Genomic DNA, 13,864 nt, shown 5'->3' with positions numbered 1-13,864 from the left:
GCAGCGCTCCACGCATACCACCTCCGGTTTCTTTTCAGCTGCGGGCCCAGGTCAAATGCAGGGGCGTTCCAGACACATGCATGCAGCGGCGCTGGTTCCAGCTCTCCTGTTCCTCCCGGGCGGCTGTATCAATACCAACCCGTTGTCGGGACTACAGGCCTTTCTTCTGCCGTGCGCCCCTCCGCTTTACGGCCCGCAGCTCGATATAGCCCCGCTCCCCGCGGGGTTCCATCTGGATGCGGGGGCTTTCGTCGTCCCATTCGTATCCAATCACTGCGGGATCATAGCGTTCCATCGCGTGTTGCAGGGCCAAAATTGCTTCATTGTAATCCTCTTCGCGAAATGGTTCCCCCTGAAACATCAAATATTCCGACGCAGGCAGGGTAATCACATCAAAACCATCTGGAATTGTGCCGCTGAAGTCCGCTTTCACCCCAACCCCCTGCACATAAGAGGATGTCTTTGGCTTTTTGTACGCTTCCGGCAGCCAGAGGCAAACCGGTTCGCCGCACAGAGAGTCCATACTGGAGAGCAACCCCCAAACATCACAGCCGACTTCTCCGCAATAGGAAAAATAGTCCTCCGCCTGAATACCCCGTTTGATAAGAACCTTACGTTTTGGCTTTTGTGTTACCTGAACAAATACGCTTTGCAAATTTTCCATGTCTGGCACATCCCTTCTTAGATCTCTGAATTTGACGCCATAGGGAATGAAGAGCGTGATGGGAACCGGGTGCCTGGCATATTCGCCCGGATGACAGCAATTCCTTATAAAAAGCTCTCTGGTACCCGTCCACGCTTCCAAAGCCCAAATCCAGCGCCGCATCAATCACGCGGCATCCCCCGCTTTTCAGGCGCAGCGCTGAATTTGACAGCCGAAGCTTGCGGATATACTCCGTCGGCGTCAGGCCTGTCAAGGCGCGGAACAGGCGGTAGGAATACCACGGTGAAAACAGGGACTCCTTCGCCAGCTGAGCGAGGGTAATTTCCTGTTCCAAATGAGCTTTGATGTAATCCTGCATCCGTTGGACCGCCAAGGTCTGCTCCCTCATGCTTTTCACCTCCTTTACGTACTCATTCTATCGCTTTCAGGACGTGTTTTTCTCGACTTCCCTTGCTATTTTGCCAATTTCGTAAGACTTCCGTCCCCGCCCATGCATGCAGTCATCTCCTCAATGCGCTCCAGCGGAAAGGGCGGCTCACACAGGGGTTTCATGGCAATGCTCATGAGCTTCATGGGATTGTCATCCGCCGCTACCCGGTTGGAGCTGAGCGCTCCGCAGCGTTTGCAGCGGTGAATAACGGCCCATTCGCCGCTCTTTCGGACCCACACGGCGATGGGTTCCATAATACCGCCGCAATCAGATTCCCGGTCACCGGGTTCAATGTCCACATGAAGGCTGAACAGGCAGTTCGGGCAGTGGTTTCGGTGGCTGCTGGCCGCACCGTCAGGCGTAACCAGCCGGCCGCAGACCTTGCAGGAAAAGGCATCGCTGCAGGGATGGGTTTTGTAGTATCCTTTTTCATATTGTTTCCGTTTGTTTTCGCGGTTCATAAGAGTTCCTCCTGAAGATGGGCAAACAATTCTCCGAGAGAAACGGCAGGGTGTGATTTGCCGACCTCTCGGTCAGCCCACACGCTCCAGTGTAAAACAGTTTTTCAAAAAGCAGATCTCCTTCATCAAAATAAATTCATCGTTCCTTTTCCGAATTTTCCCGCCGTCCGTACTGCCGCATGCAAGGCGGGCAGTCCGTTTGGGCAAAACCAAATTATGACGGCTGGTCCGGCATTTCAAATAATCCCCTTTTCGTGCGCCCTGTCTTTGATCCAATAATGCGCCGCCGGTACAATTTCCCCGGCGCCCTCCGAGCTGTCCTCCATTACCGTCTTCTCAAAGGAAATATCCTGGTTGGCCAGACACAGATCCAAAAACAGCAGGAAAATGCCAATGTCAATCCGGTTGTAATAGGAAACCCGGTCCTTTGGCATAATGCCGCGCTTTCCAGGCGCTTCATAACGGAATACTTGGATCTCCTTCTCTGAAGCTTTCACAATCCAAGGCTGGGTATTACAGGCGCTGGGCGCGAACCGCGCAAGATTTCCGATGTCTTGGTAGGCCGCTCCCTCCCAGATCTCCGAAAGATGCTTGCGCTTGCTCTTGAACAAATCCTTCCGAAACAGGCCCGGCCGCATCTTGGCGATAGCAAGCATGATGACAAACTCAAGCCCATTATAGGCGGCCTCATCGGGCTTTCCAAGCCCGAACCACAGGGCGCCGATATCTCGGGAAGCGAGATACAGGTCAAGCTGTTCCCCGATATAGCCAATATTCTGCAGATAGTTGCCCCTTTTTTCGCTGTACAAAAGAATGCAAAATTCCTGTCCGCGTTTGCAGGAAGTCTTTCCCGCAGGAACGATTTTCATGGCAATTTTAATGCTCCTGTCCAACGGCAACGCGGAGTCAAAGACCCGGACAATGCCATCCAATTCCATTTGATCCAGTTTCCCGGCCTCCCGAAAAAGGTGAAAAGATTTCCGTTTGAAAATCATGGGATAAAGCCCTGCGTCCATCAGTTCCCCCTCCAATCACGTTTCGGTAGGCGCCGTTGCCCCCGCCTCCATGCGAATCCAATATTCATCATCGATGGGAACCATTTTGCGGCGGAGATGCAGAAAGCGATAGAAGGAATACAGCACTCTGACTTTCAGGCAGGGCGTCAGATGCGTCTGATGGGCCTTGATTTTGTGGATCGTCCGCTTGGTCTTCTCATCAATCTTCCGCTGAAAATGCTTCGGCAGATCCGCCCAGTCGTGGCCCCAGGAGGCAATTTGGATCCCCCAAGTGCGGGCCACGCACCAGTAGTTCATGCTGTCCCGCACATCCTGTTCCGCCCGTCTCATACCCGCTCCGGCGGCAGAGGTGATGATGACCGCCTGCTTTTGGAGCATGGTTGGATCCGCCCGGTGAACTGCCCAGCGGTAAGACAGGTGCTCCAAAAAGGTTTTAAGTTGGCCCGGGAGATGAAATGCGTAAACAGGGACGCAGAAAATCAGCAGCTGGGAATTCTCCATGGCAGCCAGAATGGGTTCCAGGTACTTCCGTCCGGGGCATTTCTCCTCGCTGTCGGTAAAGCAGGCGTAGCAGGCCGTACAGACATGCGGCATGTCCTGGGGCAGACAGAACTCATAGAGCGTCCCATCCTCCAGCAGGGCGCCGATAAGCTGTCTGGCCACGCCATAGGTCACGGATTTCGACTTCCGGCGATTGCAGGTAACCAGTGTGATATTCATGATATTCCTCCCTCCTTTCCGTCAGTTCCTTTTACACGCCCAAAGGATTCACTCCCGCCTTACAAGATCCAGGCCGCGATCCCCCACCTCCACTCCGCCGTCTTCCAGTGAAATATAAGGCGAGAAGGAAACAGTCTCCTCCCGCCAGGTCAGGCAGACAGAGACGTCCAAAAAAATGTCGCTTACATTGCATTGGATGAGAAAGGGCCGGCAGGCAGGATCCTCAAACATCAGCGTGGAATCCCCTGTCTGAATGTCATTTTGATAGAGCTTCAGCTCCATATCGGAATACCTGGGGATAATCAGGTAGTATTCGCCATCGGAGAAGTAGTGGATTGGGAGATCCCCGCTGTCCAGATACTGTTCGACGTAGTAGGACAGATCCTGCATCTCCTGGTACCCCAAATACACTGCGGCGTAAAGCTGCCCCTCCGAAAACGGAATCGATTCAATCTTACTGACATTTTGGGCAGGGGGAGCCTGCTCCGCCGCGGCCCCGGAACAGCCTGTCAGCAGTACCGTAAGGGCTGCCAGCGCCACAGCCCATATCATGCATTGTTGCTTTACTTTCACGTTTCAAACACTCCTCTGTTCCTGTAATCCGGCGCTTCAAAAACCGCAGGAAAACAGCCAGGACCAGCTCCGGGCCGTCTCCCCATTCCCGAGGATTCCATTCTCTGATTTCCACTTATTGAATTCGTCACTGCTCGCTTTCCGTCCGATACCATTTCAGGACACCGTTCAGATTTTCCCCGCTGACCCTGCTCCCTCCATGAAGCATCATGTCCAACATATCATCCTCTTCGGAGGTCCTGTCCGGCTTTTCGCTAAGGGCCTTTCCTGTACTCTTGGCCATCATGTCCATCATCAGGCGGTAAACGCCGTGGAGCTTGTGTCGGTCAAAGCCCCCCTGGAGGGTAAACAGTCTTACGTCCGCCGGGATGTTGTTTTTCTGCCGCACCTCATGCAGTTGTGTCCCAGTGCCGTCCATTCCCACAGCGCAAACTGCCGGGATCCGATATCGTTTGGCCGCCGGCCTGTATCCCTTGACACCGCGGGCCATAATCCATCCCAGGTAAATGATCTCGCTCCCGGCGGGCACCCGCTCCTTTGCCCGGTTCAGCGGAAACACCGGAAGATTGATCTGCTCTCCCAGCAGCTTCGCGTACGCTGCTGTGCTGCCGGTATTGGAGGTATATACGATTGCTCGAATCATAGGAATTCTTCCTTTCCAAATATATCACGAACCAGGCGTGCAGATTCCGCGGTCCACTTCCGCACTGCGCCGCCTCCCATGAACATGCCAACCAGCGTGGGTGCCCATGTGTCTGAATCTACGGAGCGTTGATTGCGCTCTGCCAGCATAGATGCTATTCTCTTTTTGAAGGGAGATGAACCCGCCATGCTCTTTACCCCCATTGAGCTGCAAGACTGGCCCCGCGGCCAAATGTTTTATTACTTTTCGAAAATGGCGCCAACTGGCTACTCAATGACTACACACCTCAATGTAACCGCAATCCGGCAAAGCGTTCGAAATGCCGGCGTCAAGTTCTTTCCAGCCTATTTATGGCTGGTAACAAAGCATCTCAATCAGCAAGTTGAATTTAAGGTAGCCGAAAGGGACGGAGTGCTTGGTTACTATGATGTCTTAACTCCGCTGTATGCCTCCTTTCACAGAAATGACCATACATTTTCCTTGATGTGGACAGAATTTGACGACAATTTTTCCGAGTTTTACAGGCAGTATCTAGCCAATCAGCAGCAGTTCGGAGAGACGCACGGAGTTCTCTGCCAGCCGCAAGCACCACCCGCAAATGCATATACGATATCCTGCATGCCGTGGGTCAGCTTTTCGCATTTTGCCGTGCACAGTTTTGAAAACAAGCCTTATTATTTTCCGTCTGTTGAAGCTGGTAAATTTATGGAGCAGGCCGGCCAGATGCTGATGCCGCTGTCTTTGACCTGTCACCATGCCACAACGGATGGCTACCATGTGAGTCGCTTCCTAAAGTCTTTGCAGGCAGACATGGACAATTTTCAACAATACTTGTCGTTTTAGCACCGGCTATGCTCCTCGGCTCTGCCATTGCTCTTGCCCCTGCAGGCAGGGTGGAATCCTCTTTCAGCCCGGTCTTACCTGGCATCCGCGCCATCTTCTCTCCGCTTCTGCCGGAGGCGCTCATTAATGGCCCCTGCGGTATACAGATCACACAAAAATGCGATGAACCGCACGAAGAGTGCCACCACCATGATGACGCCCGCAAAGGCCACACCTCCCCGGAAGCCGCAATACATCCCCATCCAGTATCCGCCAATCAGCAGTACAGTCTCAAGAAGCTCCGCGTGGATGGCGGTTCGTATCCACCACTCTCTGGGGCTCAATTCGCGTCTGGAATAATAGAGCACACAGGGCAAATCCGCAGCCAAGGCAAACAGCGCAATCTGCCGCAGAAAGCGCAGCGGAAGCAAAATATCCGGCCGGGTAGCACTGCACAGGAGAAAGACTGCAAACATGGTCCCGGCGTAGCAGACAAAGTACTGTATGAGCAAATGATGAATCAAGTCCTGTTTCTTCACGGCACAGCCTCCTTACAATCCCATTTTCTTTTGCAGTGTACCCACATACTGCCGGGAGACCACGACCTTCTCCCCATTGCGCAGTATCGCCGCAAACCGCCCGGAAAAGGAGGGGGATACAAACTCAATCTTGTCTGCATTTAAAATGGTGGATTTCGATGCCCGGAAGAAACCGCCCCCTTTACTGATCTCCTCAAATTCATACAGCTTCAGTTTACTCTCATAAATATTATCCCGGCAGTAGAAGAAGGAGCGATTTTCCACCACCTCAAAGTAGAAGATATCTTCCAAGGAGAGCCGGTGAAGTTCCTCGCCTTTTATGCCCACCAGCCCGCTTTCAGAGGCTTTCAGGGATTGCAGCATCTGCAGGATCTGGTCATTGACTTCATGGCAGCGCAGGATGACTTCTTCGTTCTGTTCCCTGCTGATTTGTTCGATGGTGATCTTCATCCTCGCACCTCCACGTAGATATCGATATCATAGCGTAAAATTCCTGCAAGTAAATGGCCTGAAACGTGACCTGTCAAAATCAGGCTGTAACCTGCAGCAAAAGAGGTATCAGTTGTATCCGTATCAGATGAGTAGCTTATGCCGGTTCCAAAACAGGTTTGTCCTTTTTTATCAAGGTTTTCCTCATGAGTAATATCGTTCTGCGGTCAATTCAAATCTCCCGCTGCCATCACATTCTTTCTGCACCGTTGGATTCCTGGCAGGCAGGCTGGGGTGCTTCCGCAGAGCTGCTGACAGGGATAACCGAATACAGTCAGCAGCATTTCCTCTCGGAATCCAAATTTTTGATAGAACCAACGTGCCGACGTGCCCAGAGGGTCTCCCTCCCGGTAGGTTACCACGGATAAAACGGTATCAGGCGGAAATTCAGACATGGCCGTAATCAGAAGACGCGTCGCCACGCCATTCCGCCGGCAGTCCGGGGCCACTGCGAGAAAGTCGATCTCCTTTCTGCGGCGGGAGAAGGCAATACACCCAGCGGCAGTTCCGTGATGCCGGATCATCAAGACCTCCTGATTCTTCAACTTTTCGTTCAGCTGCGCCTCAAATTCAGTCCGTTCAAAACCCGGGAGCTGCTCTCTCATCTTCTCCGCAAGCTCAGTGATGGCGGGAATATCCCCCATTGTTGGAAATATTGGAAACAGGAGATTTGCCCGGTCAAGGTCTAACCCCATGATAAGATGGACAGCCTTCTGTACTTCTACCGTACTCCGCTCCACCCATTCGTTGTCCTCATGCAGAATGATACTGCCCACACCATGGGCCAGCAACACTGCGGTCACATCCAAGTCCAAAGGCAGCTTCGCCCCCAGGTCTGCCAGTATGCCCAAAATTTCCCGCAGATAGGGCACGACAATGGTAAGTGTCCGCTCCCGAATGGCCCATCGCACTGTTCGGTGAATATTGGCGGCGTACTGCTCCCGGAAACGGATGGTCTCGACTTTCATATACTCGAAAAAATATGTCAGTGCACGGAATGGATCCCGACAGGCACGGTCGGCAATTTCAGAAAATTCTTTTTGATACTTAGCAAAGAACAGATCCAGTACCTTGTCGAACACATCATCCTTACTTTTAAAATAATAATAGAACAACCCAATCTCTCCACCGGCTTTTTTCATGATAGCGCGAACAGTCGTCCCGTCATATCCTTTTTCCAGAAAGTAGTCCATTGCTGATCTTATGATCTCTTCCCGCTTGCCACCGTCCGCTGCCGCTCTTCTTGTCATAGTCAAGCCTCCTTCTGCCTCATACTGAATATCGCTCAAATTATGATAACGCGATGCCTCATAAAAATCAACAGGCATGCTGAAGATCGTTTAAAACCAGTCACCACTTTTGCCGCCTCTTAAAAAGCCGTCTTTTCGGATTCAGCATCCCGCGGCTGCCGTCAGATGAAATATAAAACTCCTCTGAAACTTATTCGTTCAGAGGAGTTTTGTGCCCCAATTTCTCCAGCAGCGCCAGCGGAATCAACTGCATTTGTTATGCAAAGGAAAGATGTCTATACAAAACAGGGCGCAGAAGTGGATTTCGGCGTTGAGAAGAGGTGCGTCAAAAGAGAAATGTACCGGTTTTCTCGCCAAAAGCCGGGGCAAGCGAAATATTACTTACTCCGACTCGGTAGGTGGCTTCAATTTGGATATTTTCGTTTTCCAACCCGAATCTAAGCCCACCGCAACGGGTTCGTTCGGAAAGGAGGCGCAAAGGAGCGAGCGGATGACGTTCTTTTATTCCACAGGAATAAAAGAACGTCGCAAGCGACATGACGCTTGCGACGAATTGGCGCAGAAGGAGGGATTTGAACCCTCGCGGCGTTTTTTAGACACCCTACTCCCTTAGCAGGGGAGCCCCTTCGGCCTCTTGGGTACTTCTGCAAATTCATATTTGTAATTAAGATAAAAGGCGTGGCGGAGAGAGTGGGATTCGAACCCACGGACGCTTGCGCGTCGCCGGTTTTCAAGACCGGTTCCTTCAACCACTCGGACATCTCTCCATGGATGAAAAGCAACGCCCGCCTCCGAACACTTGAAGTATGATATCATATTCAAGGGTGATTTGTCAACATTGGTTTTCAAAATTTAGAAAGAATAACAATTCATAAAAAAATACAAAAATTTCATTTTGGGGGTTGCATTTCAAAAAATATCATGCTAATATATATAAGCTGACTTCAACAAGTCAGTGTTTGAATAACCGGGTGTGGCGCAGTTGGTAGCGCGCTTGACTGGGGGTCAAGAGGCCGTGAGTTCAAGTCTCGCCACTCGGACCAATCGGAGTATCCTTATAGGATGCTCCGATTTTTTTCGTTTTATCAAGTCCCATAATTTCACTCCGACCATAGAGAAGACCGTGGACTCATGTGATAAGGTAAGATAAGTTGCGCAAATTGAAAAAGAGGTAAAAAGAGAGACATGGTTTGCAGATCTCTGTTAGAATGAAGTTGCGAGACACCATTCTGAAAGGAGAAAGCAAACCATGCCTGAGAAGATTGTACAGCTGAACGAGGAAGTAATCAAGGGGCAGATCAAGGAATTGGTCCGCGGCAGCGCGGAAGAAACCCTGAACGAGCTGCTGGAGGCTGAGGCGGAGAATCTGACCCAGGCAGCCCGGTACGAGCGTAGCGAGGAGCGTCAGGGCTACCGCAGCGGCCACTACAGCCGGAACCTCACCACCACTTCGGGGGACGTCACCCTCAAGGTACCGCGCCTCAAGGGAATCTCATTTGAGACAGCGATTATTGAGCGGTACCGCCGTCGTGAGAGCAGTGTTGAGGAAGCCCTCATTGAGATGTACCTGGCCGGCGTCTCTGTGCGCCGGGTGGAGGACATCACCGAGGCCCTGTGGGGCAGCAAGGTATCCTCCTCTACCATCAGCGAGCTGAACAAAAAAGCCTATGTCCACATTGAGGATTGGAGAAACCGCCCTCTGCAGGGCGGCCGCTACCCGTATGTCTATGTGGATGGCATCTATCTGCGCCGAAACCGGGGCGGAGAGTATGAAAATGTGGCCATTTTGGTCGCAATCGCTGTCAATGAGGACGGATATCGTGAGGTTCTTGGGGCTGCCGAGGGTATGAAAGAGGACAAGGCCAGCTGGGTCAGCTTCTTCCAGTGGCTCCGTGGCCGCGGTCTGAACGGCGTAAAACTCATCGTTGGTGACAAGTGTTTGGGCATGTTGGAGGCAGTAGGAGAAGTGTTTCCCGAGGCCAAATATCAGCGCTGCACCGTTCACTTTTACCGCAACGTATTCTCCGTTACCCCGCGTTCCAAAGTGAAGCTGGTGGCCAAAATGCTCAAGGCCATCCATGCTCAGGAGAGCAAGAAAGCGGCCCGTGAGAAGGCCAGAGCCGTCGTGGAAGAACTGCGGGCAATGAAACTGAAGGAGGCCGCCAAGAAGGTGGAAGACGGCGTTGAGGCGACGCTGACCTACTGCGAGTTCCCTTTCGAGCATTGGACCCGCATCCGGACCAACAATGTCATCGAGCGGCTCAACCGGGAGATCCGCCGCCGGACCCGTGTGGTGGGTACCTTCCCAGACGGTAACTCCGCCCTCATGCTGGTCTGTGCCCGTCTGCGCCATGTGGCCGGCACCCAGTGGGGCAACAAGAAGTACATGAACATGAAGCACTTGGAGGCTGCCGTTGAGGATGCCTCCATTGCAGGTTGACTCATTCATCCCGGAGTCTGCAAACCAATTTGCGAAAAAATCTTGACACTACCAAATTCTGACACTACCATCCATTCTGTTTTTCTAATTTCTCGTTTCTTTTCTGATATTGCATTTTCGAAGAAAAAAGCAGCGGCTTTGTTTAGCCGCTGCTTTGTAATTTGGGATAGTTGTATGCCTATCGGTTGGTGTACTAACATCTTGTTAATAATTTTTCTGGTTAAGTTCTAATGGTTAATAAGCATATCCTAAAGCGACATTTCCTCAGAATACACACAATATCTGTTTTTTCCATTATTTTTTGAGAAGTACAGGGCCGTGTCTGCGTGACGATAAAGTGTATTAAAATCCATTTCACCATTTTGGGCAATGGCTAGCCCAACACTGCAGGTCAAGGGAATGGTCAGATTTTTTTCTATCACCAGTTCGGTCACGTGTGACAAGAAGTCCTCAATCCTATCCATGAGCACAGAAGTCTTTGAGACATCTTTTATGAAAACGGCAAATTCGTCTCCGCCAAAACGGCTTAACACATCTGTTTTCCTAAATCGCTTCCTCATTGTTTCAGCAACATTGAAAATAGCTTTGTCTCCAACAGTATGACCAAAACGATCGTTGATAGATTTGAAGTTATCAATATCTATCAAAATCAATGCCACTGTTTTGCCGTCCCTGCTATTAATGCAGCTTTCAATTTGATCTTTGGCTGCTGACCTATTCAATAATCCTGTATTTCCTTCATGAGTTGATTCATACTTCAATTGTTCATTTATTACTTCCAATTTTTTAAGCTGCCGAATTTCTTTATATTGTTCGCTGGTATCTGTACACATACAGTAGCACATGACATGCCCGTTATCCTGGTTTTTATAGAAAATAACATTCATACGAACATACATATCGGTAGAACCAATGTAAATGTCATATGGAGCAGAGCCTATTCCTTCATAAAATATGTTCATTGCCTCTTTGTGCTGAAAGCAGCGGGCGGCATTTGGAGTAATCATCTCAACCCGATTGGTCTCAATGAAAGCACGCCCCTCCTCATCGTAAGGGGCAGGAACACTGAACCCCAGGGCAGCAAGAAGGCTGCTTCCATCCGGCGCAAGAATATCTTCAATGATTAGCCCATCTGTCAAGTCGGAATGCACAGTAAACAGTGCATTATTCCCCATGACATCAAAAAATGCTTTTCTTTCCGTGGAAATCTGATCCTTTAGGTCTCTGCTTCTTTCTTGCAATGAAGATGCAAGCCCTCTCAACTCAGTATATTTTGCCCCTGATATCGCGTAAGAAAAAATCTTTGCCATAACCTGAAGAAGTTCTATTTGCTCGCTTGCCAGTTCTTTGGGTGCATCACAAATGTCAAGACCAATAAATCCTGCAAAATCGCCATATTCAAATAACCCAACGAGAATTGCTGGTTTTATATTCTTCTTCAAAAGCAGCTTCTTTAGTGAACCATTCTCCACCTTTGAAAAATCCGATCTATACCAGACACTTTTTTCTTTGAATAATTCAGATATCGGGTAATCTAAAATATCCTCGTAACTCACATGCTGAAGATTATCTTTCTGTGGAGGGATCCCCGCAGCACACCATTCGTAGGTGTTCCTGCTGCCAAGATGGTCGATGTTGTCCTCAAAAATGTATGCTCGATCAGCTCCGAAATGCTGGCCTAGCATTTTAAGAACAGTATGAATTGCAGAAACAACATCGTTCTGCTCAAAGATCACATCAAGAGCGTTTTTTATAATGGTGCTTTCGCTTGTTGTTCTTTGTTTCTTCATTTTCTATCTTCCGTTTTGCATAAAATTATTAATCAAACTTACCATTTGTGTAATGCAGTTAGTTTAAACGTTTCTTTTTCCATCTGTTCATCTGCAATATCGCTCAAGACCCCTTTCACATAGACGGCTCTTCTGAATTTTTGTCCAAGAATTATCTCCTTCACTCGGCTCGTTCAATTTTAATTTGCTTCTATGTTCTTTTAAATTATGATGTTGGGGTCAAAAGGTCACTTGAGTGAGCAATAGATGAAAGCGATTGGGAGATATGATATAATAGGAAAAAACACGGTGGGATGTTTTATGTCATACAGAGCGAATCAGTGCCAGCAGCTTTCTATATTTGATCGAAGTCTCCACCTAACAGAACGGGAAAGAAAATGTCTGGAAAACTCATGGGCAAAGGTGTTTTCAGATGAGATCTTCCCTGCAATCGACGAAGAACGTTTTCGTGTTCTGTACTCCGAAAATGCGTCCAGGCCTAACACGCCAGTAAATGTTATTGTCGGAGCATTGATCATCAAGGAACTTTTCAATCTTTCCGATGATGAAGTGGTCGAAAACTTGATGCTGGACATCCACTATCAATATGCGCTGCGCACGACCAGCTTTGAAGAACAGCCTTTGAGCGACAAAACATTGTCCCGTTTTCGTCGCCGCTGCTATGAATATGAGCGTGCCCATGGCGTTGATCTATTCCATGACTGTGTCAAGGATTTGAGCGAAAAGATTGCTAAAATGGTGGGCATCAATTCTCATATCAAGCGAATGGATTCCCTCATGATAGAGGCCAATATCAAAAATCTGAGCCGCATCGAACTGCTTTATTCCTGTGTTGCCGGAGCGGTGAAATACCATCATAAAAACCAAACCGGTGTGGATTTATCTGGCCTTGAACACTACATTGATTCGGATGACCGCGATCTTGTTATCTACCACAGCCGAAATATAGATGTTGATTCCAGAACAACCGCCATCATCAAAGACGCGGAGATATTACTGGAACGCTGTCAGGGAAAATACGACCATCCGAAAGAACACCAACTGTTGCTACGGTGTCTGGAGGAACAAACTGTTCTGGAAAACGGGACCCACAGATTGCGCATCAAGGGATTGGAATCTCCCAAGCCGACATCCCTCCAAAACCCAACAGATCCTGAGGCCACTTATCGTACAAAGGCTGGAAAACAGCACATTGGCTATGTGGCAAATGTCGTAGAATCCGTAAGTAAAGATGGTTCCGTCATCGTGGATTACCAGTATGAGCAAAATGTTTATTCAGACGCTCACTTTCTTGGAGATCACCTGGAGCAGCTACAGCCGCAAGAAACACCCGCTGTTATTGTGATGGACGGAACCTATACAGGCCAGATTTATCGGAATACTGCGAAAGAGAAGAATGTAAAACTCATCAACACAAGTCTTATGGGAACGCCGGTCCCGGATATCTATGCCGACTTTGAAATAAGTGAAGACGGAGAGAAAATATTACACTGCCCGGCTGGTCATGAACCACTCCGCTGTAAATACATTTCCACAAGCAAACAGGTAAAAACATATTTCGCTTATGGCTTATGCACACAATGTCCGTATCAGGAGCAATGCCATCCCAAAATCCGAAAATGCTCCAACTTGATCACGCTATCTCGCTCTGCCATAGAGCGCGCACAACAACAGCGCTTTATAGGGGCGGAAGACTTTCAGAACTGGAGAAGAATACGGAATGGCGTTGAAGCGGTTCCTTCCATTTTGCGCAACTGCTATCATGTTGACGATATGCCGGTACGGGGGAAGATCCCTGGTAAATTCTTCTTTGGAGCCAAAATTTCAGCAATCAATTTTAGAAAGCTGCTTCGGCAACGAAGGGGCTTCTATTGTTGTACCTGCAACCCACTTCTCACATAGAGTACGGCGAAAAGGCCCCCAAAAACACGCCGAAGATTTGACTGCTTTCGTATTTAGAGGCGGTCATTTTTTGTTTTATAGCTCCTGATGGTGAAAATACTTACTTTTGACCCCAACATCAAATT

13 protein-coding genes, 3 tRNA genes and 1 pseudogene are annotated in these 13,864 nt (G+C 49.4%); 4 read left to right on the top strand and 13 right to left on the bottom strand.

The features are described 5' to 3' along the window. Positions 1–151: 151 nt before the first annotated feature. From BMZ81_RS14410 to BMZ81_RS12505, 7 genes are all read right to left on the bottom strand, one after another. On the bottom strand, positions 152–664 hold the full coding sequence (locus BMZ81_RS14410; protein ID WP_347498077.1) for a hypothetical protein: 513 nt from the start codon (positions 662–664) through the stop codon (positions 152–154). Continuing rightward, positions 612–1,052 (bottom strand): helix-turn-helix transcriptional regulator, encoded by a 441-nt coding sequence (locus BMZ81_RS14405; RefSeq protein ID WP_347498075.1) that lies wholly within the window; start codon positions 1,050–1,052, stop codon positions 612–614. The genes BMZ81_RS14410 and BMZ81_RS14405 overlap by 53 nt, the downstream gene beginning before the upstream one ends. 65 nt (positions 1,053–1,117) lie before the next feature. After that, positions 1,118–1,555: an RNHCP domain-containing protein gene (locus tag BMZ81_RS12525; RefSeq protein ID WP_091132666.1), complete on the bottom strand. Its 438-nt coding sequence runs from the start codon at positions 1,553–1,555 to the stop codon at positions 1,118–1,120. Between the two features lie 236 nt (positions 1,556–1,791). Further along, entirely contained in the window at positions 1,792–2,571 is a 780-nt protein-coding gene (locus tag BMZ81_RS12520; protein WP_091132664.1) for a nitroreductase family protein, read from the bottom strand. 15 nt (positions 2,572–2,586) lie between these two features. Next, a complete protein-coding gene (locus BMZ81_RS12515) occupies positions 2,587–3,291 on the bottom strand; it encodes a flavodoxin family protein (protein ID WP_091132661.1) in 705 nt (234 codons plus the stop codon). A gap of 48 nt (positions 3,292–3,339) precedes the next feature. Next, a complete protein-coding gene (locus BMZ81_RS12510) occupies positions 3,340–3,864 on the bottom strand; it encodes a hypothetical protein (RefSeq protein WP_143072783.1) in 525 nt (174 codons plus the stop codon). A gap of 127 nt (positions 3,865–3,991) precedes the next feature. Then, a complete protein-coding gene (locus BMZ81_RS12505) occupies positions 3,992–4,507 on the bottom strand; it encodes a hypothetical protein (RefSeq protein ID WP_091132657.1) in 516 nt (171 codons plus the stop codon). A gap of 132 nt (positions 4,508–4,639) precedes the next feature. Here BMZ81_RS12505 and BMZ81_RS12495 point away from each other — a divergent pair, with 132 nt between their 5' ends. Continuing rightward, positions 4,640–5,350 (top strand): CatA-like O-acetyltransferase, encoded by a 711-nt coding sequence (locus BMZ81_RS12495; protein WP_242942643.1) that lies wholly within the window; start codon positions 4,640–4,642, stop codon positions 5,348–5,350. Between the two features lie 74 nt (positions 5,351–5,424). Here the strand turns inward: BMZ81_RS12495 and BMZ81_RS12490 are convergent, their stop codons facing one another. The 5 genes from BMZ81_RS12490 to BMZ81_RS12470 all read right to left on the bottom strand — a co-directional run bounded on the left by BMZ81_RS12490 (position 5,425) and on the right by BMZ81_RS12470 (position 8,374). Next, positions 5,425–5,868: a hypothetical protein gene (locus BMZ81_RS12490; RefSeq protein WP_091132650.1), complete on the bottom strand. Its 444-nt coding sequence runs from the start codon at positions 5,866–5,868 to the stop codon at positions 5,425–5,427. A gap of 12 nt (positions 5,869–5,880) precedes the next feature. Next, the gene (locus BMZ81_RS12485) at positions 5,881–6,318 is read right to left on the bottom strand and encodes a LytTR family DNA-binding domain-containing protein (RefSeq protein WP_091132647.1); all 438 of its coding nucleotides are present in this window, start codon (positions 6,316–6,318) and stop codon (positions 5,881–5,883) included. 206 nt (positions 6,319–6,524) lie between these two features. Beyond that, positions 6,525–7,607 (bottom strand): GNAT family N-acetyltransferase, encoded by a 1,083-nt coding sequence (locus BMZ81_RS12480; protein WP_177187312.1) that lies wholly within the window; start codon positions 7,605–7,607, stop codon positions 6,525–6,527. A 554-nt stretch (positions 7,608–8,161) separates the two neighbouring features. Beyond that, positions 8,162–8,255: transfer RNA gene (locus BMZ81_RS12475), tRNA-Ser, on the bottom strand. Positions 8,256–8,286: 31 nt separating this feature from the next. Next, positions 8,287–8,374: transfer RNA gene (locus tag BMZ81_RS12470), tRNA-Ser, on the bottom strand. A 200-nt stretch (positions 8,375–8,574) separates the two neighbouring features. Here BMZ81_RS12470 and BMZ81_RS12465 point away from each other — a divergent pair. Next, positions 8,575–8,650, top strand: a tRNA-Pro gene (locus BMZ81_RS12465). Positions 8,651–8,853: 203 nt separating this feature from the next. Further along, positions 8,854–10,047 (top strand): annotated as a pseudogene (locus BMZ81_RS12460) (IS256 family transposase); the annotation flags it as partial. Between the two features lie 248 nt (positions 10,048–10,295). Here BMZ81_RS12460 and BMZ81_RS12455 read toward each other — a convergent pair. Then, positions 10,296–11,837, bottom strand: coding sequence for a sensor domain-containing diguanylate cyclase (locus BMZ81_RS12455; protein WP_091132639.1), 1,542 nt, complete (start codon positions 11,835–11,837; stop codon positions 10,296–10,298). 300 nt (positions 11,838–12,137) lie between these two features. On the opposite strand from BMZ81_RS12455, the gene BMZ81_RS12450 reads away from it, so the two are divergent. Next, positions 12,138–13,739 (top strand): transposase, encoded by a 1,602-nt coding sequence (locus BMZ81_RS12450; protein ID WP_091132636.1) that lies wholly within the window; start codon positions 12,138–12,140, stop codon positions 13,737–13,739. The last annotated feature ends 125 nt before the right edge of the window (positions 13,740–13,864 follow it).

Origin of the sequence: Oscillibacter sp. PC13, assembly GCF_900115635.1 — a bacterium.
Taxonomy (GTDB): domain Bacteria; phylum Bacillota; class Clostridia; order Oscillospirales; family Oscillospiraceae; genus Oscillibacter.
Note: the sequence above shows the minus strand (reverse complement) of the source record. Positions and strands in the feature narration are given on the sequence as shown.

Bases quoted from the DNA above. Each gene is read 5' to 3' on its own strand.
- BMZ81_RS12520 (WP_091132664.1), bottom strand. From the start codon at position 2,571: ATGGACGCAGGGCTTTATCCCATGATTTTCAAACGGAAATCTTTTCAC.
- BMZ81_RS12450 (WP_091132636.1), top strand. From the start codon at position 12,138: ATGTCATACAGAGCGAATCAGTGCCAGCAGCTTTCTATATTTGATCGA.
- BMZ81_RS12515 (WP_091132661.1), bottom strand. From the start codon at position 3,291: ATGAATATCACACTGGTTACCTGCAATCGCCGGAAGTCGAAATCCGTG.
- BMZ81_RS12525 (WP_091132666.1), bottom strand. From the start codon at position 1,555: ATGAACCGCGAAAACAAACGGAAACAATATGAAAAAGGATACTACAAA.
- BMZ81_RS12505 (WP_091132657.1), bottom strand. From the start codon at position 4,507: ATGATTCGAGCAATCGTATATACCTCCAATACCGGCAGCACAGCAGCG.
- BMZ81_RS12455 (WP_091132639.1), bottom strand. From the start codon at position 11,837: ATGAAGAAACAAAGAACAACAAGCGAAAGCACCATTATAAAAAACGCT.
- BMZ81_RS14405 (WP_347498075.1), bottom strand. From the start codon at position 1,052: ATGAGGGAGCAGACCTTGGCGGTCCAACGGATGCAGGATTACATCAAA.
- BMZ81_RS12480 (WP_177187312.1), bottom strand. From the start codon at position 7,607: ATGACAAGAAGAGCGGCAGCGGACGGTGGCAAGCGGGAAGAGATCATA.
- BMZ81_RS12485 (WP_091132647.1), bottom strand. From the start codon at position 6,318: ATGAAGATCACCATCGAACAAATCAGCAGGGAACAGAACGAAGAAGTC.
- BMZ81_RS14410 (WP_347498077.1), bottom strand. From the start codon at position 664: ATGGAAAATTTGCAAAGCGTATTTGTTCAGGTAACACAAAAGCCAAAA.